19 protein-coding genes are annotated in these 25,204 nt (G+C 36.1%); 2 read left to right on the top strand and 17 right to left on the bottom strand.

What is annotated here, in order from left to right; genetic code table 11:
- Positions 1-93 precede the first annotated feature (93 nt).
- The 5 genes from IGI67_RS16780 to IGI67_RS16760 all read right to left on the bottom strand — a co-directional run bounded on the left by IGI67_RS16780 (position 94) and on the right by IGI67_RS16760 (position 4,383).
- Positions 94-1,503, bottom strand: a complete 1,410-nt coding sequence (locus IGI67_RS16780) for a DUF4179 domain-containing protein (protein ID WP_429958470.1) — start codon at positions 1,501-1,503, stop codon at positions 94-96.
- Positions 1,472-1,939 (bottom strand): sigma-70 family RNA polymerase sigma factor, encoded by a 468-nt coding sequence (locus IGI67_RS16775; RefSeq protein WP_429958469.1) that lies wholly within the window; start codon positions 1,937-1,939, stop codon positions 1,472-1,474. The genes IGI67_RS16780 and IGI67_RS16775 overlap by 32 nt, the downstream gene beginning before the upstream one ends.
- A 65-nt stretch (positions 1,940-2,004) precedes the next feature.
- A complete protein-coding gene (gene istB, locus IGI67_RS16770) occupies positions 2,005-2,727 on the bottom strand; it encodes an IS21-like element helper ATPase IstB (RefSeq protein WP_429956806.1) in 723 nt (240 codons plus the stop codon).
- Complete coding sequence (gene istA / locus IGI67_RS16765) at positions 2,728-4,143, bottom strand: IS21 family transposase (protein WP_429956807.1); 1,416 nt, start codon at positions 4,141-4,143, stop codon at positions 2,728-2,730.
- 105 nt (positions 4,144-4,248) lie between these two features.
- Positions 4,249-4,383 (bottom strand): hypothetical protein, encoded by a 135-nt coding sequence (locus tag IGI67_RS16760; protein WP_429958468.1) that lies wholly within the window; start codon positions 4,381-4,383, stop codon positions 4,249-4,251.
- Positions 4,384-4,643: 260 nt separating this feature from the next.
- Here IGI67_RS16760 and IGI67_RS16755 point away from each other — a divergent pair, with 260 nt between their 5' ends.
- Both IGI67_RS16755 and IGI67_RS16750 read left to right on the top strand, forming a co-directional pair.
- Positions 4,644-5,054 carry a hypothetical protein gene (locus IGI67_RS16755; protein ID WP_429958467.1) on the top strand — a complete coding sequence of 137 codons (411 nt, stop codon included), beginning with the start codon at positions 4,644-4,646 and terminating at the stop codon, positions 5,052-5,054.
- Positions 5,051-5,782, top strand: a complete 732-nt coding sequence (locus tag IGI67_RS16750) for an IS3 family transposase (protein WP_429958466.1) — start codon at positions 5,051-5,053, stop codon at positions 5,780-5,782. Before IGI67_RS16755 ends, IGI67_RS16750 begins: the two co-directional genes overlap by 4 nt.
- 234 nt (positions 5,783-6,016) lie before the next feature.
- Here the strand turns inward: IGI67_RS16750 and IGI67_RS16745 are convergent, their stop codons facing one another.
- The 12 genes from IGI67_RS16745 to IGI67_RS16690 all read right to left on the bottom strand — a co-directional run bounded on the left by IGI67_RS16745 (position 6,017) and on the right by IGI67_RS16690 (position 25,018).
- On the bottom strand, positions 6,017-6,805 hold the full coding sequence (locus tag IGI67_RS16745; protein WP_429958465.1) for a winged helix-turn-helix domain-containing protein: 789 nt from the start codon (positions 6,803-6,805) through the stop codon (positions 6,017-6,019).
- A gap of 105 nt (positions 6,806-6,910) precedes the next feature.
- Positions 6,911-8,014, bottom strand: a complete 1,104-nt coding sequence (locus IGI67_RS16740) for a hypothetical protein (RefSeq protein ID WP_429958464.1) — start codon at positions 8,012-8,014, stop codon at positions 6,911-6,913.
- A 22-nt stretch (positions 8,015-8,036) separates the two neighbouring features.
- Positions 8,037-8,774, bottom strand: a complete 738-nt coding sequence (locus tag IGI67_RS16735; RefSeq protein WP_429958463.1) for a hypothetical protein — start codon at positions 8,772-8,774, stop codon at positions 8,037-8,039.
- A 39-nt stretch (positions 8,775-8,813) separates the two neighbouring features.
- Entirely contained in the window at positions 8,814-10,355 is a 1,542-nt protein-coding gene (locus tag IGI67_RS16730) for a hypothetical protein (protein WP_429958462.1), read from the bottom strand.
- A complete protein-coding gene (locus IGI67_RS16725) occupies positions 10,355-11,128 on the bottom strand; it encodes a hypothetical protein (RefSeq protein WP_429958461.1) in 774 nt (257 codons plus the stop codon). The genes IGI67_RS16730 and IGI67_RS16725 overlap by 1 nt, the downstream gene beginning before the upstream one ends.
- Positions 11,129-11,175: 47 nt before the next feature.
- A complete protein-coding gene (lepB, locus tag IGI67_RS16720) occupies positions 11,176-11,739 on the bottom strand; it encodes a signal peptidase I (RefSeq protein WP_429958460.1) in 564 nt (187 codons plus the stop codon).
- 17 nt (positions 11,740-11,756) lie between these two features.
- Positions 11,757-13,865 (bottom strand): glucosaminidase domain-containing protein, encoded by a 2,109-nt coding sequence (locus tag IGI67_RS16715; protein ID WP_429958459.1) that lies wholly within the window; start codon positions 13,863-13,865, stop codon positions 11,757-11,759.
- A gap of 14 nt (positions 13,866-13,879) precedes the next feature.
- A complete protein-coding gene (locus IGI67_RS16710; RefSeq protein ID WP_429958458.1) occupies positions 13,880-15,631 on the bottom strand; it encodes a class C sortase in 1,752 nt (583 codons plus the stop codon).
- A 109-nt stretch (positions 15,632-15,740) separates the two neighbouring features.
- Positions 15,741-16,451: a pilin N-terminal domain-containing protein gene (locus tag IGI67_RS16705; protein ID WP_429958457.1), complete on the bottom strand. Its 711-nt coding sequence runs from the start codon at positions 16,449-16,451 to the stop codon at positions 15,741-15,743.
- Positions 16,448-21,532, bottom strand: coding sequence for a SpaA isopeptide-forming pilin-related protein (locus tag IGI67_RS16700; RefSeq protein ID WP_429958456.1), 5,085 nt, complete (start codon positions 21,530-21,532; stop codon positions 16,448-16,450). The genes IGI67_RS16705 and IGI67_RS16700 overlap by 4 nt, the downstream gene beginning before the upstream one ends.
- Before the next feature lie 161 nt (positions 21,533-21,693).
- The gene (locus IGI67_RS16695; protein WP_429958455.1) at positions 21,694-23,496 is read right to left on the bottom strand and encodes a SpaH/EbpB family LPXTG-anchored major pilin; all 1,803 of its coding nucleotides are present in this window, start codon (positions 23,494-23,496) and stop codon (positions 21,694-21,696) included.
- A gap of 412 nt (positions 23,497-23,908) precedes the next feature.
- Positions 23,909-25,018, bottom strand: coding sequence for a tyrosine-type recombinase/integrase (locus IGI67_RS16690; protein WP_429958454.1), 1,110 nt, complete (start codon positions 25,016-25,018; stop codon positions 23,909-23,911).
- Positions 25,019-25,204 lie beyond the last annotated feature (186 nt).

Genomic DNA, 25,204 nt, shown 5'->3' with positions numbered 1-25,204 from the left:
TTCATGAAACGGATTTTATATACAGACTGAAATTTCTTCCCTCTTTTAATAAAGATTCACTGATTTACATTATTATTTATGCAATCAAGTGACTTATTTTATTGGAATCAACATAGGAGGTAATGTCACATTAGGAGGTCCAAATTTTCCGACATAATAGGCGCGTTTATTATCAAAGGTAGCCTTATCAAAATATTTTCCCCAACCGTGTGTTTCTTTCTTTTCATGCTTGATAGTAGCACTCCAGCCGTTCCCTTCCTCATAAAAAAGCTTTTCAACTTGTGCCCCTTTGATATAGAATTCATTTGGAGTTTCCATTCTTTTAAAATCGGGTTCTTCAGTTTCAATATATGCTTTTGTTCCTATTGAAACACCCATTAAATATGTCATTAGAATATCTTTATTAAAATCTCTAGGTAATTCTGGCAAATGTAATTCTGATACGATGCTAGTATTATTTTCGGTTATTTTATCTATACTAACCGTATACATTTCAGCATCAATCTTTTTAGGAAGCTTTTCATTAATAGCACCTGAAAATTTATAAATATTTTTACTTACTATTGTGATATTTATGGATAACTGTTTTTTCATAAACTGATTTGGAAGCATAGCTCTAAAAATACTAACATCATTTTTGTCATCACTAACACTGGAAACTAATAAACTCGAAAAAATTTTATCAATTGGATATTCCTTATCATTGTCATCATATACATAGAAGTCAGCATATGCTGCTCCAACAGTTCCTTTTGGTTGAGTCACTTGATATTCAACTAGAGTGGAAGCTTCTCCCTTAACCATCTTAAGTACTTTAGCTTCATAAAGTCCATTCTCTGTATTAATCTCACTTGCAACATTTGCAGTAATATCTTCATTTTTTGATTTAGTAATAGGCATCTCTATTTTTTCTGTTTCTCCAGATTTGGATTTGAATATTGCAATTAAATCCACTATTTCTGGTAATTCTTTCTGGTTTAAACTTATACTCAAATAGCCATCATAGATTTCTTTTTCCTCATTCTTTTCAAAATCAAAAGATAAACTCGTATCAGAGACTTTTTTATCATTAATATAAATTTCCAGTTCTTCAAAGTCCTCTGCTATCTTATTCTTAATTTGATAAATCACTCCAATTTGTCCAGTATCATAGTATGCGCCTAAAACTCTTGCATTATTATCTCTATTTTCTGCTGTTCTCTCATCCTCATTCGTTTTTTTGCCAATTTCTATGCCTAGAGGATCATTAAATTTTTCAAACAGGCTTCCAAAAATCGGTACTTGTGCAAATACCTGATTTACTGATGGAATGAATACTCCAGAAGCTATAAGTAATACAACTGTAGCACATAAAAGTAACTTACCAAGTTTGAAATATGAACTTCCTTGATACACCTGTTCCTCTTTTTTTGCTTTAGAAACCCCAATATTTACGGCTTGCTGTAAGTCTTTTTGGGGAACTTTTATGGTATTAATAGCTTTCTTTAAGTTTTCTTTGTTCATTCTTAATCACTCCTACTCCTGTTAATTTGTTTTTCAATTTTTCTCTTCCTCTAAATAAATTAGTTTTTACTGTACCTTCTGGTATTTGCAAAACTTCAGAAATACTTTTTACAGTTAAATCATGGTAGTAATGTAAAATAATGACTAATCTATAGTCTTCTTTTAATTCATTTAGTGCAAATAAAAGATCAAGATGTTCCTCTTTGTTGATTGATATACTTGCCCCTTCATTAGCTACTTCTTCTACGAAAACAATAGAATTGTTTTTCTTGAACTTTACTGCAGTATTCATCAAAATTCTCATCATCCATGTTTTGAAGTACTGTGGATTTTTTAAATTTTTGATTGATTTGAAAGCTTGATAACTGGTTTCTTGAACAATATCTAGACTGTCCTCCTTGTTATGAACATAAAGATAAGCTGTTGTGTTTTGCAAGAACATTCCACATAAGATTGCAAAGAAAATTACATAACTTTGCCACACATAATCTTCGATTATTTTTATGTTTTTGATAATGCATTTTTAAGTCTGTAGCTTTCACCAGTGAAACTTAAAATATGCGCGTGATGAATTAGCCTGTCTACTAAGGCCGCCGTAAGGCGAGGATCAATGAATACCTTGTTCCAACTACTAAATTCAAGGTTAGAGGTAATGATGACACTTTTTGTTTCATACCATTCACTGATCAATTGGAATAATAGTTCAGATCCTTCTTTTGTAAAAGGAACATAGCCCATTTCGTCTAATATGATTAAACGTGCCTTGTCAAATTTCTTTTTTAATGAATGAATCTGTTGCTTCTTCCAAGACTTTTCAAGTTCTGATACAAGTTCAGAAACGCGCCAAAATCTTGTTTCGTAACCTTCTTCGCATGCTTTAATACCAAGAGCAGTAGCCAAATGTGTTTTTCCAGTTCCTGGTGCACCAACAAAGACGGCATTCTCATTGTTTCTTATAAAATCTAGTGAAATCAGTTCTTCTCTTGTCGAGGAACTTGGAAGTTGAATATTTCTATGCCATTCGTATTCTTCTAATCGCTTTTCCGAAGGAAACTTTGCAAGTTTGGTGAATCGCAATTTCTTTGAGAGTTCCCGCTTGTCTAGTTCTTCTTGAAATATTTCAGAAAGCAAATGAACTGTTTGTGGGTCAGCACGGTGCTCTACGATAGATGGAACGTGAGCTAAATGAAGTGTTTTACATATTTCATCAAATCGATCAACCAATTACGCAGCCCCCTTTTTCTTGGAAGTAAGGGAATCATATTCGGACCATTCAACACCGAAATCTGCATTTTCAATAGTCTCTGTGAACTCATAGAAATGTTCATTGATGTAACTCATTTCATGTGTTACTAAAAGCCTAATCATCATGTCTAAACGTTCATAAATCAAGCGTTTATTATCAATATTCAAGAAATATTGGATTCGATGAGGCAAGTATTTCCAGTAACGAGAATAACTAATTTTAGATAAACTTCGTTTCCAATCCACAAAGATATTGGTCCAAGGAATCGGCCGCGACTTGTTCATGTATGGTCGTAACTCTTTACAGAGGATCTCGCCGTTTAAAGATACAATTTTGAAATGGCTCCATGTCAGACGTGCATATAACTCAGTATGGTTTCGGCTTCTTGGAATATGGATTCTTGTATTATCCAGTTTTATTTCATTGTACTTATTTGCCTTGACCGCAATATCTTTAAATACAGGATATTCAACATCTGGTAGAGCGAGTAGTTCCCTTTGTTCTTCAATCCATAATTCTTCGATCAAGCAATTTTTATCATAGTGAAGTCGATCCATATCTTTTCGAAGTTGTTTTGCCAGTTCTTGATTAAGTTGTTCAAATGAAACCATTTTAGGGGCAGCAGGGAAAAAATTGTACCTGACATAACCAACCTTGTTTTCTACGGATCCCTTTTCATTTCCACTACGTGGATTGCATACTTGAACATCAAATCCATAGTGAGTAGCAAACCGGAGAAAGATATCATTCAACTGAGCATCTTCAAATTTTGTCTTAGATTCTTTAACAGCAGTTGTCATATTGTCAATACGAATTGTCCTGGGAATACCGCCCATTTGAGTAAAGAGCATCTTCATTCCTTCAAGTAAACATTCTTGGTTTTCTGCAGGAAGCGCCACAGCAAAACCAGCATTACTGTACGGAGCAGTGAGAACCAATACTTTAATATCTTTGAAAGCTCCTTCATGTTCAACTTCCATAGTGCCAAAATCTAGTTGAGCTTCTCCTGGTGGATGTTCCAAACGTTCAAATCCCAAATCATATTGAAGTTCCGTATGTGTGCTTCTCCAATCTTTAATAAATTGACAGACCGTACGATACGATCCTTTAAAGCCAAGTTCTTGAAGTTCAACGAAATATCGGAGATTTGACCGCCGCTTTTTCTTGGCCAAGCGAGAATCCTCAGACAACCAAAGACAAACGTATTCTCCCCAACCATCTTGATACATCATTCCAGTTCTCTTATAAATTTTTTCAGTTGGAAGTTGATCTTCATCCGCGTATTTTTTGGCTGTTCGCCAGTTAATATTCAATTCTTTACTTATGTGATTGATCGATTTATCGTGATTATTCCGTAAATTTTTGATAGTATTAATATCGGTCATTGTTAGCATACCTTTCTACCTCCTGTTCAAGCTCGAGACTTAAACATTAGAGGTTTTATGGGTGGTTAGCAAGGGCCTTTTTTCTATCTTCAGCTCCTGCGGAGCTATGTACTTTTACGCTGCAATCATCTGTACGACTATTCTGCCACAAACAGCTGTCCTATACAATTGATCCTGGTGAATCAGTAAAAGCTTTTGAAAAGCCTTCGCATCACCTTTGATCGCCTTTTTCACTAATCTCTCCTCCATTTTAACCTCTCCTTCAAACATAATTACCGGTATACTAATTAGAGTATTTATAAGTATATTCGGTTTCATTTTTTTCCTACATTTTTTTAGTTATTATAATGAAAACTGAATAGAAATCTACCAGTTATATTAATTCATGATCTAGAGAATTGAATCTTAAACTATTTTTTTCTGGATTAGAGTCAATAGCTGGATGTAGGTTAGAAGTTGAGACAGATTTTGAGAGAGGGTAAACTATTCTCAAAGGAAGGTGTCTCGTCATGCCAAAACGCTACACGAAAGAATTTAAAGAAGTGATTTTAGAATTGCACAAACAAGGAAAATCAGCACGACAATTATCTTTAGAATATGAAGTTGGATATTCTATTATACTAAAGTGGGTTCAAGGTACAACCAGAATAAGTCCTGGCGGACTTACTCCCGACGAAGCTAAAGCTTTAAAAAAGCAATTAAAAGAAAAAGACGAGGAACTCCTCATCTTAAAAAAAAGCACTCGGCCTGCTGGCAAAGAAATAGAAATCATTGAATTCATCCGTCAAGAAAGCGAAGCAGTCCATCACAGTGTGTCAAAAATGTGGCGTCTGCTTGGCATATCTAGAGCTGTGTACTATCGTAAAATTAATCTGATCCTATCCAAAAGAGCTAACGAACAAGCTTTGTTGGATCGTTGAGTCCTCCATGTCTACACGAAAGTGGTCGTGTCTACGGTGCTGGGAAAATTCATTATATACTCGTACAAAACTATTCAGACTATCGAAAAATCAGCATGAAATGTATTCAGAGATCAATGAGGCGTCAAAAGATCCGATCGATTGTCATTAAGAAATTCAAAGCAGGTAAGCCTGCCAAGAAACTCTTGAAAAACTATCAAAATTTATTGAAGCAAGATTTTTCTACTACTAGGTTGAATCAGAAATGGGTAGCTGATATCACATACATCCATACGTTAGACGATGGATGGTGCTATCTCTCAACCATCATGGACCTTCATTCAAGAAAAATTATCGGTTATCACTTTGATCATAATATGACGACTGTTATTGTAGAAAAAAACCTTGAAGACGCTGTTTCAAATAGAAATGTTGAAAATGGCCTGATTTTGCATACCGATTTAGGTTCGCAGTATACAAGTAATGAATACGAAGAACCGCTGAAAGAATTAACTATCACCCATTCCTACAGCCGTAAAGGCTATCCCTACAATAACGCAGGAATTGAATTATTCCATGCATTATTGAAGAAAGAACATGTGTACCAACGACCAACATATCAAACTTTTGAAGTAGCACGGCAACAAATTTTCAGTTACGTTCAAGGATTTTATAACAACCACAGAATTCACAGTGCTTTAGCATATCTGTCTCCGATTGAATTTGAGAAAAAGATACTGGCTGCTTAACATAAAAAATCTCTCGTAAAAAGTGTCTCAGTTATTGACTCTAATCCACTTACATGAGACCAAAAACTCTCGATTAATCTACTTATGCCAATTCCATATATTTCTCTAGTTATATGACCCCATAGTTACATTTGATAAAGAGCATACATTACAAAACAGTCGTAGAAAAAAGCTCTCTGACTAAAAAAGTCTGTCAACCAACAATACCCATTGTTTAGTCAACAAACTTTTTTTCTATGCTTCACGGACACCAGGAATAGTCGTGTGAAAAATGTCGTTACTTTGAATACGATCAACTAGCTCTGAACTAACTCGATATCCTCTTCCCCACAAAGTATAAATCGCCTTATTTTTTAAATTCGTTTTTTCAAACTTGGTTTTAATTCGTGTGATTGTACTGGAAAGTGAAGCTAGATGAGATTTGTTTGCCTCTTCATTCCAAATTTGATAACAAATACTTTCTCTCGTCACTATTTCGTTCTTTGATTTAATCAAAAGAGATAGTATCTTAGTTTCCGTGCTAGACAATCGGTGTAGTACCTCTAAAAACTGATAGTCATCTTCAGCTGAATTTTTCTCGTTTGTTGCTGGCATGGAATCAAATGTTGACTCATCATCAGACAAATATATATAATTCTCATGTTCAAATAGCTGTACCTGACTTTTATTTTGATTTTTCAGTAAGTGAAAACACTCTCGTATTTCATCTATTGAGTCACTATTGGTAATAGTGGCATCTAAATATTGGTGTTTCAATTTTTTCATTTTCGTATCCACTTTACGAATTTTAAGAATAGAAACCTGTTTCAAAAGTGGTAGTATTTCCATCACCTCAGATTCACAAATTGTTTCGCTTAAAATCACGTATTGGAAATTTTTAAAAAAATTTTCAGTCAAACGTTCGTCATTATTTTTCTTCAATAACCTCGTTGAACAATAAACTTCATAATTTAAAGTCTGTAATTTCAATTGAATATCTTGCTCAGCTAAAATGTTTTTAGTCAAAATCAACACTTGGTTCATTATTATCTCTCCTTTTCTTGGTACAAAAGAACATTACTTGTAAATATCAAATTTTTCTAAAACACCATGTTTGCCTCTAATAGAGTAACGTTCTCTCTGATAAACTTATGAAGGGTCCTTATTAGACATAATTGAGAATTTTGGAGATTCATATCTTTCGTTCATTTCCCTTAGTTCAGGCACTTTACTTGAAGCTAGTTGATCCACTCTTTTCTTTAATTCCTCATATATACTCATTATCGTTTGACGTGATTCATCCACTTCACAAGAGATTTCTTTTGCCTGATCATAAATCGTTTGCAATTCAGTTTCAGAATCCTTGACAATCCGTTGCGCATCCATTTTCGCTTTTTCTACCATTCGATTAGCTTGACGTCGAGCAGAAATTAATACCTCACCAATTTCATGTTGAGAATAAATTGCATCTTGTCTTAATTGTTCATTTTCACTTTTTATAGACTCTATTTGACTCTGTAAAGCTACTAATTGTTCGGATTCAATGTCAGAATTTTGTTGCTTATTTTCCTCAATCAAATGTTGAGCCAGCATCTCTTTTTCCAAAATTTCTTGGTCCTTATCTGTAATCAATTGATCTAATTGATTAATCTGCTCCTCTTTTTCTTTCAACGCATTCTCGAAATCATCTAATTTCTTCTCCAATTTCTGAACTCTTTCTTGATGATGATACTCGCTTTCTTCTTTACTTAAAGTCAATTCTTGAATTTGTTGCTTAGCATTTTGCAACTCGTTTTCTAGTTCCTTTACATCTTTTAACGATGCCTCTAAAGAAGTAATTTTTTCTTTTGATACATCGAGTTGTTCCTTCAAATAGCCAGTCTCCTTATCTTCTTGTAAATGTTCCAGCTTTTGATGGTAACTTCGAACTTCCAATTCCAAATCTTGAATTTGGCGACGATTCTCCGCCTTTTCTTCCCCAGTTCGTAAAATAGCCTGCTTGTATTTTTCATTTTCTTTCATTAGACGCTGCTTCTCTAAGGAGGCCTCTCTCTTTATTTGTTCAATCAATTCATCTTTTTCAGATATTTTTTGATTTAACTCATCAATTCCTATATTCTGATTCTTGATATTTTTTTCTGTCACCTCACTTGTTCTTTGCTCAATCATAATCTCGTCTTCGGGAATAGAATTGATCTCGTCAATAATATTTTTGTTGAAAAACCAACCATTCTTCTTTTGTTGTGCGTTCATAATGACAACTTCTCCTCTTTGCTTATTCTTCTTGGATTAATGAAAATCCTTCGTCCGCATTTTCTCGAGAGAAAGTACAGCTATAAGTTTTCTTCTTATTTTTATCATTCATCAAATTCATTTGGAAAGTGATTTGAGTAAGTTTCGAAATGCCTTTCGCTTCTTTAGCAAAAGCTTTGATGTTATCCTTGATTTGTTGGCGATTATCCTCATTACCAGAGTCCCCAGCTAAAGCGATATTTAATGTCTGCGTTGGTATATCCAATACAATCAATGTTGTAGAAAGTCCAAAGTAAGGACTAACTTTCGTTGATAGATCACCTTCGACTTCATATTGTTTCTGACGATTTTCTTCTATAAATAGTTCTTCCCAAGGATAATCCATTAAACCGATTCCTTTACTAGGATAGGCTTTGATAGGTAATTTTGTGATAATTTGCTTTTGGTCTTTTTTCAGCGTATATAGCTCATCCTTTAATTGATTGGTTCGTTCCGTAATCACACGTAATTGATCTTCCATCTGAAATAATCCATAGGTGGTTAGAAGTAACCCTAATGCTAAAAGAATTACTAAGTATAGTAAGGATGAAACGTGTTTTTCCTGTTCTGAATGTTTAACGTACTCCAACTTCCGTTGAAATGACTGAGGTGTATTTGATGGTAATTTAAGTCGCTGTAACTGTACTTTAATTATTATTCGTCGAAACCAAACAACGAGTATTAGAATAATCAACGCAACACTAATCCAATTTATGATCAAAATACATATTTCCTCTTTTCCTGTAGTATAATTACATAATTAATCAAAATAATCAGATAATTTTTGACCCTGCCTATTTTTTTTAATCTCCTTCAACAGTGCTCCACTCGATAATGCCTCAACCTTAAACTCCAAATCATCATATAAGGAGAGTACATTCTTTCGTGACTCCGACACTTCAATCAGAATTTTTTTTGCTCGATTGCTTATATTTTCTAATTCTAGTTCGGCAGAGCTAACTAAGTGCTTTGCCTCTATCTGCGCTTCTTCCACTGTTTTTTTTGCTTGTTTTTTTGCCGAAATCAGTACTTCACCGATTTCCTGTTGAGATTGAACTACCTCTAGTTTGAGCTTCTCATTATTTTCAGTTAATTCATCGACTTGCTTTTTCATATTGATCATCCCGAGGCTCTCCTCTGAATTATTCTGCTCTTTCAATTTGTCTAATTCATTTTGTGCTCCAGTTAAACGTTGCGCTAATCTTTCTTTTTCTATTTCTAATTCCTCTAAATTGCTTGTCTTTTCTTCTAGCTTTACAATTGCTTCTTGCGCATCGAACAGAGCTTTGCTAAGATCTTCTTTTTCAACTACCAATTTCTCCATATTTTCAATCATCTCTTCATTCGATTGTTCTCCTGAAATTTGATCTTTTTCATCAATAGCCAACTGTGATTCCCCCATTGTTTTCTTATGCTTTTGGTTAATTTGATCTTCTAATTGTTGAAGCATTACTTTGTACTTAGCATTTTCATCTTTTAAATTCTTCGATATCGCTTCAAATTCCTGATCTTTTTCATCAAGCATTTCGTCGAGCATATCACTCTCAGCCTGAAGCTCCCTCAACTTCTTTTCATTCTCCTGACTATCTATTTGTAGCTGCTGATAATTTTGTTCAAGTTGGTGGAATTGTTTATTTAAATCGTCAAATTGTAGAACTTTTGCTTCAAGTTCAATAATTTCCGCATCACTCTTGGATAGTTTTTTTTTATTTTCACTATCCTTAATTTGTAAATCATGATATTTTTTTTTGTACTCCTCAATTTGAAGGGTCAGCTCTTTCAAACTCATTGAGTTGGATTTCTTATCCTCTAGTTGCTGTTGCAATTTATCGATCATAGATTCTGCTGATTTCCTTTTTTCATCCAATACACCATTTTTCTTAGACCAATCTTCATCCCTACTTTTTAACTCATCTTTCAATCTTGTTCTCTCAAAATCTAACTTTTCTTTTAATGTATCGTTCTCCATTTTCAACTCAGAAACACGATTTTCGTTTTCTCTTTGTATCTCTTTCAATTCTTCCGTGACATACTGATTTTCTGTCTGTTGAATAGATATTTCATCCGATGAATGCTTATTAAATTTTTGAGTTATCTGCTCTTCTTCACTATTCGCTTTTATCTTACTTTTCGACTCATTTGACAAATCCTCCGAAGTGTCTCCTAAATTAAACTCATCACGAATAGGTTTCGTATCATTGTAGAATTCCTCTGCATTTAGTTCTTCCTCTGTAATATCATTGATAAATTCTTTCAATGTCTGTGTTGATAGCCATTTTCTTTTCTTTCTATTCTCTGCCATTAACCCTTCCCACCATCATTCTTTATATTCTGTTCAGAAACATTCTTCTTACTAAAACTTTGCTCAACGTTTATACGAGAATAATTCACACTATATACAACTTTTTTTTCTTTTCCTATAGAAGTGACCATTCGAACATGAATGTTGGTCAATTCAGAAACTCCTTCAGCCTCTTTTACGAATTGGTCTATATTTCTTTTTATCGTTTCTTTGCTTATGTTATCATCTGTTTGTCCAATTAATTGAAAAGATATTGTTTTGGGAATTGCTAATGAGACCTTAACTCTAAATGAGCCGAAATATTGCCTAGTTTTTTTGGAAATAGACAATTCAATCTGCTTACGTAAATCTGTATCTCCTCTTTTACTGTCAAAATTACTCCATTCATATTCTTTAAGTCCAATGCCCTCTTCTGGATATTTTCTTAAAGGAATATTTGAAATGATTTTCTTTTGTTGCTGTTCCAACCTCTCTAATCGATTCCCTAAATTAGTATTCCTTGTTCTCATTTTTTGATAGTCACTAGTTAACATTAGAAAAGAACTGATAAAAATTATCAATGCTATTCCAAAAATCAGACAAATTATTAGCAGGAAGTGAATATGTCTATCTTGTTCCATTTTCCTAACATAATTTACTTTTCTTCGAAACAGGATCGATTGATTAGGCTCTTTTTGAATGGTTGAGAATCGGAAGCCAAAGACGAGTCTAACAAATATCAACATGATAGCTAAAACTACTAAAACTATACAAATTATTCCTAGTATGAACATCTTGAACTCCCCTCTAAACAAGATATTCCTTCTCATTTTCTATCAGACTACTTTCTAATCAAAGAAGGAAGATGAATTTGCACTGTACCCTCGACTTCCTTTTTTTTAACGAAGCCAAATGTTCTACTATCTTTTGAAACATCAATATGATCTCCAATTGTAAAGTACAGTCCTTTAGGAATTTTCTCGATCTCCTGAAACTCTTCTGCTACAGCAGGAGATAATTGAAACGTATATGTTGTTTCAAAATCTCCATGTTTTCCGATATTCAACACCATTCGATCATTACGAATGAACATCCTGTCCCCCGGCATCCCAATCACCCTTTTCACAAATTTCCCACTCTCTCCTTTAACAGAGAAGGCAATGACATCGTACCGATGGATCAAATCGCTTCTTCTTACTAGAACCATATCCTTTTCTGTTAGGGTAGGATTCATGGAATTCCCTGAGATTGGATGTAAGCTATACTCCCTTCGTACTAGTTGTCCTGAAAAGAAAAGCACAACCAATACTAATAGTGTTAAAATAGTTAGAATGAGGCTTTTCGCAATGGAACGCTGCGGTAGGCTTTCTTTTTTTTGGGTTTGACGTGAACGAACGGTTACCATAATTCATAGCGCTCCTTCTATTTTGCTTTAATATACGAAACTTGATCAGAATTTGCTAAAGAAGGATCAATAACCCGAAAAGATATGACAGTTCCTCCATAAACATTTGCTTCTGAAATCAAAATACCTTCTGGTCGAACAACCTCTACAAACGCAACGTGACCATATCGTGGATCAGATCCCGCACTTCCGGGTTTGAAAGAAATCAACCAGCCAGCTTTTGGTTTCTGACTGACTTCATATCCTAATGACTTCCCTTTTGTTGCCCATTCTCCACCGTTTCCCATAAAATCATCTACCGTTTCACCTAGCTGTTTGACACGATTGAACGCATACCATGTACACTGACCAACTGGGTAAGAGCCCGAATCATTATAATTTACTCCATTGTAATCGGGATATTTCATGCGATTTTTATACTCGGTTGGAATCTCGTTTTTCCCTTTAATGAAGATGCCTGAATCGCTGTCGGTAGTTTTCACCCGATCGTATTGCGTTAAATGATACAAGGCGATAATCGAGTTTAGTTTTTTTCCATAGGTGGTATCCGTCGCATAGGTTCCGGTTAAGGCATTGGTGGTCCGCAAATAATTCTTCGCTTCCGATCGCCACGCCGGCTTATAGTATACATCATTGCCTGAGATACCACCGCGAATTAATTGGACATAATCTCCCAACGACGCCGCATAGTTTGGATACTTTCGGAAAGCTGAGTTGATGGAATACAAGTTGCCATTTCCGCGGTCCTCTTGGGTTGCCATCGAAACGGATTGTCCATTATAGGTACCTTTAATTCCAAACAAATTATAATTTGGCACTAAGGAAAGGCTGCTTGTTCCAGAGCCACTCTCTAGTAATGCTTGGGCAATCATCACTGAAGCGAACACATCGTATTCTTGACCTAGTTTCCGCGCATCTTCTGCGATAGTTTCAATAAATTTCTTGGCGCTCTCATTTTCGGTAAAGTTCATAGAAGCGGGATAGTCCGCAAGAACTTGTTTTCCATATTCAGTCAGTTCTGCTTCTGGTAGTTTCTGAACGAGTAAATCTTCTTCTAGATCAAGAGTCTCCACAACGACTTGGCGTTGGGTTTCTGGTTCATCTATTTCGGACGTTTCTTCTTCCTCTTCTTCAATTTCAACATCATCAACGGTTAAGTAATAATCCTCCCCGATATAGACACCAAGTAAGACATTTCTTTCTTTGTTCTTCTGATAAATCAGACTGCCGACTGCGATCTCTTCTGGCATGTTTTCTGGTTTTCCAGTGATTTCTAGATTGAATAAGTTCTGATAAAGTTCTGTGACAAATTGTTCCGCAGAGTAGTTGTCTTCTTGTTCTGTCCCGAATTGCTTAATCCCTTCGTAGATGACTGCGGCATGGTCTTTGTTTTTAAAGCTGCTTAACAATGGTAGTTCAAAACCGTTCAAATCCGATTGCGCGACTTCTGTTGTTTTCAAGTCACTCGGCAGATTCAAGGTACCTGTTTCCGAAAATGCCTCTGGTGCGGTTGGCGTAACGAAAGTATTTGACTGCACGCTTGTGGGTTTCCCCGTGGCAGGAGCGGTCGGTGTACTTGGTGACGCAGGTGCTGGAGGTGCCGGCTTGGTTGGCTCTTCCTGACTTTTCCCTGTAGATGTCTGCGTTGGTGCTGAACTGCTGGGAATCGTGCTCGGCTGTGTATTACTTGATTGGCTACTACTGCTTGGTTTAGTTGTACTGCTGTCTGACGGATTTGGATTACTAGTTGATGTACTCGATGACGATGCTATCGAGCTAGAACTTGTAATTGAATCCGTTGTACTACTTTCTGAAGCAGGTACATCTGTTGATTGATCCGTTGATGCTTCAGAACTAATTGGTTGTTCTGATAGTTCTGATGTCTCAGTTATTTTATCTTCAGATTCGTAAGTAGGAGCTTCAGTCACCGTTTCAGGCTCATTTCCTTCAATAGGAAGAAGTTCACTGCTTTCAGAAATGGAGATTGAACTTTCCATCGTACCAGTTTCTACTATTAAAGAAGAATTATTTGTCAGTTCCCCAGCTTTCAATGCACCACTTCGCAAACTAGCCAGACCGATGATACAGGCCAGAACAAAGCAAGTACCTGTTAGTATTTTTTTCATGTATTTGTTCCTTTCTATATCAAACTAAAGAATAGTATTGGTAACAAAAATAATAAAAACAACGGCACCACCGTCTGCATTGGATCAGAAATGATCTTGGCTGCCAGCGTCATACTCACCCGTTCGGGTTCGGACACTGGGTCCTTCTTCACGATCGTGCCGTCGATCTTTCCCTCGTCGCGTTTGAGTTTCATTTTTTTGAATAGCTCGTTTTCTGCATCGTGCAACGGCTCCACACTTTTGAGATTTCCTTGAACAAGCCGCCGATAGATCGTGCCGATATCGCCTTCACAGCGTAATAACGTAATTTTTGCGATCCCATTTTTTGGTTCTTTTTCCACATAAGAAACCTCGGTCTCTTCGATGATCTTGTTCAAAGAAACCTCGTAAACATAGACATTCTTGAAGTCCGTTGTATAGATCAATTGCCCTTTTTTTAAATCTTGAATGCGATGCAATAAGACATCTTTGTCAAAAATATTGTGGGCCAGCACCACATAATTTCCTCTGCCTAACTGTTGATCGGAGCGGTAGGTCGCCGCTCCAGTTAACAGGTTTTCATTTGCCATCCCGGCGAGGATGGGTAGATCAATGGAGACATCGGGAATCACGATCTTTCCAATGCCCCAGTTATTGGTAGTAGTTTGAACCACCGACTTTGCCTTGGCGTAATCCGAGATTTTGACACTGGCGATTTGTTTCTCGCCATAGTTCGCTTTTTGAACCTTGTCGATATTGTAGGAGCTCAATTCCTCTGTTGCCCCGACATTGACTGCCGCAGAGGCAGGTTCTTGTTCCATATGGAGATAGCCATAAATCGCTGTGATCAGTACCGCTGTCATCGTAATGAACAGAATAATGAAGAGCGTCTTGGTAACAGTAAATAGACGTTTCAAGTTTTTACGGGCTTTAGCTGAAACAACCGGGTCTTCCGATCGGAATCGTTTGATGAAGCGCCGGTATAAGCCCATCAATAAAGCGAAGATTGCGACATTTATGCCGAGTGTTGCCAATACAATATTTTGATAACTCCACGTGTTCCGTTTCTTGACTTTCCGCTTCACAGCCGCTTTGTAGTCAATGCGATGTCCCGTGACTAACAGTCGGAACGTGTTGATCCCAGGCGGTGTACAGGTCAATAGTGTGACCTTGTCTTTTCCCTTATGTATCTTGACCTTATCGACATCGCTAGGCAGAATCTCTTCAAACGAATCGATCTCATACGCCAAACGTTTGCCTAAAATATTGATAAAAAACAAATCGCCTTCTTTTAGATTACGAATATCGGTAAAGAGTACTTGGTTTTTGACCCCGCTGTGTCCCGTAATCACCGAATGGGTATTCTTCCCACCGATCGGGATGGATGTGGGTTCAAAGTGCCCCAAACCCTTTTCCAATGTTTTAAAGGACGTGCCGTGAAAAAAAGGCATTTGTTTGATATCAATCGACGGAATGTCGACGGTGCCCATGACATCCCCTTGTTTCATGATCTTGTTGTAAACGACTGGATCACCCTTCGGTAATCCTTCTTGCTTGTTATAGATGTATTCGTTATAGGCCTTGGCTAATGCCCACTGTTCATCTTTTTCCTTTTTCGACATTTTTTTCATCGTGTCGTCGTATTCTGAAACAGCTTGGCTTCGTTCTCGATTGGCTAAATAGTTTCCGACAATGGGATAAAGAAGGGTTAACACACCACCAACGATCATAATGATTGCGAAAATCTTTAAAAAGGAATGTTTTCTTGGCTTCTTCTTTTTCTTCATGGCAGGTCCTTCTTTCCAATAGAGAGTCACAATTTGAAAGAAAGAATCAAGGATACTAATCGTTCCGCATCCCAGATTCTTTCTTCAGTCATGATGCATCAATCACTTTTTAAAAAACATCTTTCTTCCGATGGATACTCAACATTCCGAAGCCCCCCATAGCGAAAATCATCGCTAGAATCCAGATCAGCACTTGGGCTGTTCCGATATTCCCACTGGTTTGCGGCAAGCGTTTGATTTCGCCTTTTTCATCGACTTCAATTGGGGTACCGTCCGGTCCTTTAGTTACTGGCAACTTAGGGGTGTCGCCTACCACACTGGATTTCGGATAGATATACACCTCATTCAACGGTTCACCGGTCTGTTGGGGAAACGGCAACTCGACGACAACAGGTTCCATCACATCTTTTAGCTGCGCGTGTTCCTTCTCCACAATTTGGTACATCCCTTGTACGAGGTTGCCCGCATGGGCAAGCCCTTTTTCATCGGTGGTGACGGTTGTTTGAAAGGCGCCCTCACCCTGAACAGGTTCAAAACCAGAGGCGCCCTGGATAGGTGTCACACGGGTTATTTCATAGGCCATCCCGGGTAATGGATCAAGTTTCTTTCCATCTGCATCTTCGACCCTGCTCGCTTTTGTACCATCTAACGGTAATGTCTCAGCGATTTTAGCGAAGTCGGTAATCTTATACTTTTGAATAAATATATTGTATCCTTCAGTATCATAGACGGTAGCTGTTTCGGCATAAGCAAATCCTGCCAAACAAAAGCTCAGAGAAAAAGTAAATAGACAGAATAACAAACGTTGTAGTTTTTTCATTTAATCCTTCCTCTCCTTATCTTGACTGGATGAAAATGCATAAATACTCCGATCATACCGATCACCAATAAACAGACAGACGCTATCAGGATAATTTGCATCGTTTTAGTTCCACCAGTGAATGGCAGTTTACTTTGGCCTTTGTCAGGAACGTGGACAATCGCAACAGAGTTATAGCTTGAAATAATTACATTAATTGGATTCTTCAATAACTCAAATCCCGGAGGCGCTTTAAGCTCAACAAGAGTGTATTCCCCCTTATGCAGCCCATGAAATTCTAGCCATCCATGCTCATCTGTTGTAGCTTCACCAATTTTATCATCTGGATCGGTGTTGTTTTCACCCTTATATATGACAAACTTGGCACCTTCCAGAGCATGAGTCTGATTATTTTCGATCTCTGCTCCGCTTAACTCACCATCATCATTAGCATCAACTACTGATCCTTCTTCATACTTGAATACCCTAAGTTTTGATAATCGAGTCAAACCAGCATTGACATGAGAAATAGAATAAATAAACTCTCCGGCAGCAAGTTTCTCTGGCAGATCGGCCAGTTTTGGATGATTAAAATATGATGTCCCATCATTAGGATTTTTAAAATCACTAGGTGTAGTAAAGTCATCAGGATTTACTTTAGAATTCAACTTAGGATCAGTTCCAACCCACTTTTTCGTCACGATCGCGATCTTCTTCGTAATGACAATATTTTCAATTACGAATTCAGCTACATAGTTTCCTTCAGGAAGATCATTAAACGTATACTTTCCATCTGTAGAAGTCTTTATATTCGAATAACCCGTTTTAGAATCAATGAATTTCTCTCCTGATAAATTTTCAGTAACTAGTTTCTTTTCAAAACTTAAATCTTTTAGACTTGTTCGATACAGTTTTACTGGAATATTTCCAACTGGATTTTCAGACGGATCAATTAATCCATTGTAGTTGTCGTCATACCATACATAACCTGTTAAATCACGCCCATATACTCTAGTCCAAACTGCTTGAGATTTAACAGGCAAATCAATCTTAGAATTCATAATCGCATCATTCACAAATGTGTCGCCTGCTTTTTGACCTTTCGGTTGAATAGTAATTGTCAATTTAACTTCTTCTGTCCTGTTAATTATTGGAGTAGAAACCATTATAGTTTTTGCGTCCTCAATTTTTTCTTTTGTATCTACTCCTGGTTTATAGGTTTCCCAGTCGCTCAAACCAGGATTCTTAGGATCCGGATTTTCTTCCTTAATCGATGATTTTGAAAAGGATATTGTTGAACTTGGACCTGTAACTTTAATATCTGTTACTGTATAATCTCCATGAAAATTAGTGCCACGGAAGTCATTATCGTACGGTAAAATATCTAATAAACGACCATCTACAATCCCAGATGTACTATCATTAATTAATGAAACCTCATAGGTTATTGAAGTGTCTTCCTTGGAAGGACGTGGATCATTGTTTCCTACTTCAATGAATGGTTTATTCACTGATTTACTTAAAGTATTCTGTTGCATGTGTTGAACATTGAAATAGTCTGAAGAACTTCTTAGTCTAATATCAGAATTATCTCTAGAATTTTCGTTAGAAGAAACCCATAACTCTCCATAAGTATTTATAGTCAAGTTGTCTGTAAATCCCGACTCCAGGAATGTTAACTTACTTTGATCTATGTTGCTTATAAAATTCACTTCAGGACCTCTCGCAGCTGTAACATCTGGAACAATCCATTTTAAAGTTTGTATTCCATTTGAATCAGTTGTTATATGAGGATCAGTAAGAGGTTTTCCTTTGGAATCTGTAGATGACCCCTTTTTAAATTTAACTCCTAATGGCAATTTTACTACTAAAGCGCTATCCAATTTATTATCAGTTTTTGCTGATAGAACTCCTTGAACTTTAATGTTTACTTCATCTTTGGAATTATAAGTACTTTTCTCAACCTCTGTCTTAGTAGTAATTGACATAGGTTTAATAAAAGCTGTGTCACCAAGGTGGTTAAAAACAGCATGAACAAAAGTTGGATTTCCTTTCGCGTCCCAAGTAGAATTAGCATACGTTCCCACTCCCGTTTTCGATCCTCCGCCTGTTGCTGATTCAGAACCAGTTGTAACAGAATCGAACATTTCAACTCCATCCTTATCAAGAAATCTAGATGAACCCACATTGACAATGGGATAACCGCTAGGGGTTTTTGTGCCAGCTCCCCCAAGTATCTTGACAGGTGTTACATATCCTTTTTCTAGCCTAGCTTCAGCACCAGACTGATTAGGATCATGATCATATTTTCCAAAGTATTTGACAGCACTAATCTTCCCATGGCTTCTAGCCTCATCAGCAGTTTTGTACCAATTATAAAATTGACTATCCTTTTCTATGTGTCTTAGTTTTCTAGTGAAAGGTGGGGTTTCCTTAGTATACGGTCCAACCATCTTATTTTCATCCTTCTTTGCAATTCCATACCTAACTTCAGTTTCATGATTTTTGGTAGACCATACGTAGTTATAGTATGGAACAAGGGAATCATCATATTCAAAACATTCAGGATCCCACATAGTGAGATGATCGCTACCCGAAACCTTATTAACTTGTGCCCCTGAAATTTTGCACCAGTTATATAACCACGCTCGTGTTCCTTGATATAATTCTCCTAGCCCATAATTAGTGATTCGTTCCTTGTTAGGAGTTGCATTGCTGAATCTAACTGTTGTCCCGGGTACTCCATATTCACCAGCAAATTGTTCTTGCATAAATGTTTGCATTGCTGCAAATCCACCTGGGGGAGTAGTCGCGAATGGATACTTTATCGTAGAAGAATTTTTATATGACTTCCCTTCATAAGAGACGGAATCAACTGTCAATGACATAGTATAGTAATTCCATTTTTCAGCTAAGGAAATCTTATCTGATTTAGCAGAATTCCAACTATACACTAGTTCCAAGCTAGAAAATCTTTTAGCAGTGGCGTCTGGACTCCTTGCTCCTGTCATTAAATACGTATACGGATTGTACGTTCCAGCAAAATCTGTATTAATAACCACAGCGTTTTGAGTTCCAGTGGCTCGATTAATACTAAAATTTCCTGCATCGAATACTCCAATTTCGGATTTATCTTCAACGCTTGGCTCAGAGTTATAAATACTGAAGGTTTTGCCGTGAGGGGCAGCAAGTGCTCTTTTGAATTTTGTAGGATCTATTGTTCGACCGCCAGAAACCGTTTTCCACTGACCTTTAGAACGGTTTTTCATCGCTGGTGAATAGGTCTCAACCAACATTGGGTCATAGTGCGTTCCAGGTGTCATGCTTTTTTCTATATTAGCACTCGTTTTATACGTTCCACTCTGTTTAATCTCATATTCTATTGGTCCACTAGGAAACGTTGTTCCTCTGAAATCCCTATTCTTTCCATCTAGCGGCTTTAAAGTAGTTATCGCAGCAACATCATAAGCGGCCTCAGAGGTTATTGCAGAGCTGGGACTGAAAATGTTCCTGTCACTAGTCTCCCCTGCAACTAATTCAATAGATATAGAAGGCTTTGCAGAAACCTTTGTAATGGGAACTTTTAAATTTTGAAGTTTTTTATCATCATAAGATTTATTGAAAACCTCCACTTCTCCAGTTTCTTCATTTTTTGCTTCAACGATTTCTAATTTGAATTCCGGTAATATTTCAGTTCCATGTTTTGGAGCAAAAACATTTAGAGCTATCGGAACAAAAACTTGCCCAGTGTCACTGATGACAGATTCCATCACTCCCTCAGAATACTGTTCACCTGAGGATAAATCATAGTTCTCACCATTAGAAATTTCACCAACATTAACTAACGTCCCGTCAATATTTTTCAGAGCACCTTGAAATTTTCCTGTTACACGATAGCGAATATTGGAATACTTTGTTTTTGAGCTACTATTTTGAATGGAAAAGGATACGAAGTATAATATTTGATCAAATGTTCGTACTATGTCATTAGGTTTTTCTGGAGTTCCAGGTCCGGAATCATGTCCAGGTAAATCATCAGAATCGAAATCATCCGTACCAGTCTTAGTTACTATGCGTGCATCTCTAATAACAATTGTATCATTTGTACTTTCTGCATTAACTTTTCCTTTTTCATCCATCAACAACACAGGAGATCGTAAATAGTCTCCCTTTTTATACTCTTTATTTTCCAGTTCTTTCAATGACATTTTTGTATTTGTCGTTGGAACTGTTACAATTTTCTCGCCTTTTTCAACTTCGAATTTCCTTGTAACTACAGGTTCTTTTTGATTATTTTCCTCTTTTTCCATTGATTGCGTGGGTATATTAGACTTAGCAGCTATTTCAGCTTTACTTGGTTTATCAGCATTGTGATTCCTTTCGGATTCTTGTCTAGTTTCTGTACTATTTATATCATTCTTACTTATTTCTGATTTTTCCTCTTTTGTTTCCGTAACAGTTATATTCGATTCAGAAGTTTTAGTATCTACTTCTGTACTTTTCTTCGTTGTTTGTACTTCCTCTGGTATAGAGTGCAGCTGCTTTTTAATTTTTTCAAACTTAAGAATCGTCTGCATACCATCCGATTTTTTAACATCAATAGCCTCTAACTCAACCTCTTCAGTTGTATTTCTTTGAATTTTTAACTTTTGAACGTCATCCTTTTTAAAAATAATAAAAATGGATCCACTACTATCATTCTTTATAACACGTAAACAAGTTCTGTTCTTTTTGGACTCTTTATTATCTAAATTATTTTGTTCATTTATAAGATCCTCTTTTTTGAAGTCGTTTGAAGAAAATTGTTCGATACTCATTTCTTCATTCTCTTTATCAAGTGGGTGTATAGAGACATCTCCCTCATAAGGGATTTCTAAAATAATATCCTTTTTAGCTTTTAATACCAATTCAACAGTTTTACTATTGATCTTTAACACATCATCAGTGGTTGCTTCACCATCAATAGCTATATCCACGAATTTCTCACTCGTAAAAGCACGTAAAAGTTCTCCTTTTGGAAACTGAAAAACTAGTATTGTAATCAATATTAAAATTAGAAAAAGAAAGGAAAAAAATCTCTTTGATTTCAAATATTCCTTCATTTATTACCTTCCCCCTCTATTTTAAATTTATGCTTGCGATTGAAAGATTCTTTTCTCCAATTGATAAACAGGGACATATTCTCCTCCCTTTTAAATTAATGTGATTCCTCAAGAAAAAATTTGAGGAATCACATACTTAATAAGATTTTTCTGCTTACTGTCTAGACAGCACGACGCTTTTTATCAATTGCAATTGCTGCAGTCCCAATTGTGATGGCTCCAATTGCGATAATAATGATTAACATTGTTCCTGTGCCACCGGTAAAGGGTAGATCAGTCTTCTTTTTATTAACGATAGTTAGTTCAATATTTGTATCATCTGCTGAACCCAATGTAACAGTGACTTCCTTTGGATCCTTAATTAGTTCGTATCCAGATGGTGCTTTTGTTTCTACTACCCAATATTTTTTTTCAATTTTATCTTTATCCCACGTTTTTTCTGCCGGGTTTGAGGGATCTTGTTTGCCATCACCATCAGTATCTGTGAACCAATTTAGGGCTAAACCATTGAACTCAGCCTTACCATGTTCATCAGAAGTTGCTGTTACAAAGTAAACATCTTTTGGTAGTTCTGGAGTAGTTGAACCATCTTCATTCAATTTGTAAGATTTACCATCTGAAGCCAGATATGTTTTTAAATCGGCGTTCTCTTTACTTGTAGCAATGTGGAACTCTGCTCCTTTTAGTACCTTAGAACCTTCATCTGTTTTTTCAATATCAAACCCACCATCATAGTATTCTGGACTCTCTTCACTGGTTTCCGTCACAGGATCTTGACCTGGAAGCAAATAATTTACATCATATTTGTTAGAAATCGTACCATTAAAATCTTTATTCGTTGTTACTTTGTATACGACCTGCAAATATGGATTTTTCTCCAAAGTTACCTTTTTCATTCCAACATCTGTTAAACTAACTTCTACTTCTTTTTTTGATCCCTCAGTTAAATCTTCGACCTTGTTTGGATCAATAACTTTCGTTCCACCCAAAGTCACCTCGTATTCCGTTCCATTAGTTAATTTTATAGGATTTTCTTGTTTTTCATCTAATACGTAAACCTCTACATCTTTCAACAGTAATCGTTCATCAAGGCTATCTTTCACTTTGAAGTAATTTGCAAATAGCTCAAATGGCAATCGACTTGGGTCAATAACTAGGTCTTTGTGTAATCCATCTTCAGGATCAAGCCAATTTGTTATTGTCATTTCCTTGTCAATTTTGTTGTATAAACCATCAGGTAACTTAGTTGTAGCTTCCCATTGAAAGTCATTTCCGGCTTTGATCGAATATCCTTTTCCGCCTTCAATGGTTTTATCCAATTTAGTGTCTGTAATGATATTCTTTGGATAAACATGCACATCATAAATTAGCTTTCCAGTATCGTCCCGTTTTGTCTGTGGTAAGTGAACAAAAAATGGATCCATCGGTTTGTTTATTTTCTTTGTTTCTCCATTTTCATCCGTGTAGGTGTAATCTCCACTTGTTGAATCTTTAATTTCTCGTACTAAATAGATTCCATCTGCTGCCTTTCCAGTTCCTACATTGAAAGTTAATTTTCCATCTTTATCTGTCTTTCCTTTAATTGCTGCAAAAGAAGTATTGACTTCCCAGTCTTTTCCCTCAACCTGTTTTAAAGGATCAATTAAAGATGCATTTCCAATTGCTTCAATTTTTATGATTTCAAAGTTTACATCTTTCATTAATTTCTTGCCACCTAAATCAGGTGCTTTACCTGGGTCAGTATTAATTCCATCACCTCGTTCACCTAACTCAGTAGAGCTATTAATCTCGTATTTCCAAATGGTTATCGAGCGAACCGATGTATTATCGGATACTGGATTTCCACTAATTTTTTGTTCGTCAGCATTAGCTATATTTGCCATACCAGATCCTGCTGCTCCAAGAAGCGACAACACCCCCAGACAAATTGCCAACCTACTTAACCATTTTTTTTTCTGTTTCATAGAATTTAACTCCTTTTCATCCTTAGTATTTCAAAATTTTTTCACCCAATTAAATTTTTCCTAACAGTTAAAAATTGAGCGCATGTAAAAAGCTTTCTGTTACTTTTCTGATAGAAGCACCACCTTTCAAATTCTTGTATTGACCATATTTTTTTGATAAAAGATAGTGAACTTCTCTAAAACGATTATCTTGCATCTGTATGCAAGAAAGTTTTGTTCGGACTTTAGTTTTAGAACGTGGTAAAATAAGTTCTAGGACAAAAATGAAAAGATTTGTAACTATCATAGAATTGATAGTTCTAGGTTAATAAAAGAAACGGCGTCATCTTACCAATTTTCTACTTACCTGACGGCGCACTGACGGCGGATAAAATCTTTAGGCTGAACTTTTCATTCATTAAATAATGATCGTTCAAAAATTCACCATTTCTTCTACTTTACAAATAATTTTCTTACGTTGCTCAATAACCGAATCCACGTAAACATCAAGCGTAGTCTTTGTTGAAGAGTGTCCTAGCAAGGCACTAACCGAAGCGATATCACCTGACGCTTCCATACATCTTGTTGCAAAGGTATGCCTTAATTGATGGAAATGAATGTCTTTAATCTTTGACTGACTAACTATTTTTTTGAAATGATAATTTAGCAATCGAGGCTCCATTGGTTGACCATTTGCCATAAATAGATATTTCCCTGTGTGATTCAACTTTCTATCCCTTAGTAGAGAAATTATGGTTTTAGATAATGGAACTACTCTTCGGGAAGTTTCTGTCTTTGTCGAACCCAAATAAAGGGTGGTTTTCTGCTCTTTTGATGCTGTGACTATTCGTTGATATGTGTGATTCACATAGAGAAGATGATTTTCAAAATCAATATCTTCCCAAGATAGGGCTGCTATTTCTCCTATTCGGAGTCCGCTGTAAAGTGCTAAGAGTGTTGGAAGACCATTTGAACTTCTCCTACACGCTCCTTCTAGTTTCCTTTGTTCACTTTGTGATAGCGCATAAATTCTTCTTTTTGTTTGTTTTGGCAAAACTACAGTTGCACATATATCTTCGACTATGTAACCTTTCTTAATCGCTTCATTTAACACTTTTTGCAGAATCTGAAAAATATTACGTATTGTTGAGGCAGACAAATGATAGTTAATTTGATAGTTATCAATCAATTCTTGAAGACTCTGCGTCGTAAGTTCAGATAATCGGTTACTTCCTAATATAGGCAGTACGTAGCGTTGTAATTTATATTTATAGGTTGAATAAGTTGACAATTTCAATCTTTTATTTTCTTTGTCTAACCATTCTTGAACCCAGTGTAGTACATATGGGGAGTCAATAGCTCTTGAGTGATTCACATATAATTCTTCCTTTTTCAAGGGAATAAGCTTTTGTTTAACCTCATTATAAGAATATGCATAGACATAACCATAATGGATGGAACCATCCGAACGACGATCTCGTATATATCGCCCTTCCCATCTTCCATCTTTTCTTTTATAGATATTTTCTCCTTTTCGACTCATAAAGTATTCCTCCTGAATGTATGTAATTTGACGGCGATTGTGACGGCTTAAAAATGAAAGGTACAATCGGCACTAACTTAACTAAAAAAATAACTAACAAATCCAAAACTTACTTTTTAGATCACAAATAATATTGACACTAAAAAAAAACACATGTATAATCAAAATAAATGTAAACATCTCCAT

The sequence above is a fragment of the Enterococcus sp. AZ196 genome (assembly GCF_050498845.1).
Lineage (GTDB): Bacteria > Bacillota > Bacilli > Lactobacillales > Enterococcaceae > Enterococcus_A > Enterococcus_A murrayae.
The sequence above is the reverse complement of the archived record's forward strand: the minus strand, read 5'-3'. Positions and strand labels throughout refer to the sequence as shown.

Coding starts and splice junctions, on each gene's coding strand:
- IGI67_RS16780 (WP_429958470.1), bottom strand. CDS start 1,503: ATGAACAAAGAAAACTTAAAGAAAGCTATTAATACCATAAAAGTTCCC.
- istA (WP_429956807.1), bottom strand. CDS start 4,143: ATGCTAACAATGACCGATATTAATACTATCAAAAATTTACGGAATAAT.
- IGI67_RS16760 (WP_429958468.1), bottom strand. CDS start 4,383: ATGGAGGAGAGATTAGTGAAAAAGGCGATCAAAGGTGATGCGAAGGCT.
- IGI67_RS16755 (WP_429958467.1), top strand. CDS start 4,644: ATGCCAAAACGCTACACGAAAGAATTTAAAGAAGTGATTTTAGAATTG.
- IGI67_RS16745 (WP_429958465.1), bottom strand. CDS start 6,805: ATGAACCAAGTGTTGATTTTGACTAAAAACATTTTAGCTGAGCAAGAT.
- IGI67_RS16740 (WP_429958464.1), bottom strand. CDS start 8,014: ATGAACGCACAACAAAAGAAGAATGGTTGGTTTTTCAACAAAAATATT.
- IGI67_RS16730 (WP_429958462.1), bottom strand. CDS start 10,355: ATGGCAGAGAATAGAAAGAAAAGAAAATGGCTATCAACACAGACATTG.
- IGI67_RS16725 (WP_429958461.1), bottom strand. CDS start 11,128: ATGTTCATACTAGGAATAATTTGTATAGTTTTAGTAGTTTTAGCTATC.
- lepB (WP_429958460.1), bottom strand. CDS start 11,739: ATGGTAACCGTTCGTTCACGTCAAACCCAAAAAAAAGAAAGCCTACCG.
- IGI67_RS16715 (WP_429958459.1), bottom strand. CDS start 13,865: ATGAAAAAAATACTAACAGGTACTTGCTTTGTTCTGGCCTGTATCATC.
- IGI67_RS16710 (WP_429958458.1), bottom strand. CDS start 15,631: ATGAAGAAAAAGAAGAAGCCAAGAAAACATTCCTTTTTAAAGATTTTC.
- IGI67_RS16705 (WP_429958457.1), bottom strand. CDS start 16,451: ATGAAAAAACTACAACGTTTGTTATTCTGTCTATTTACTTTTTCTCTG.
- IGI67_RS16700 (WP_429958456.1), bottom strand. CDS start 21,532: ATGAAGGAATATTTGAAATCAAAGAGATTTTTTTCCTTTCTTTTTCTA.
- IGI67_RS16695 (WP_429958455.1), bottom strand. CDS start 23,496: ATGAAACAGAAAAAAAAATGGTTAAGTAGGTTGGCAATTTGTCTGGGG.
- IGI67_RS16690 (WP_429958454.1), bottom strand. CDS start 25,018: ATGAGTCGAAAAGGAGAAAATATCTATAAAAGAAAAGATGGAAGATGG.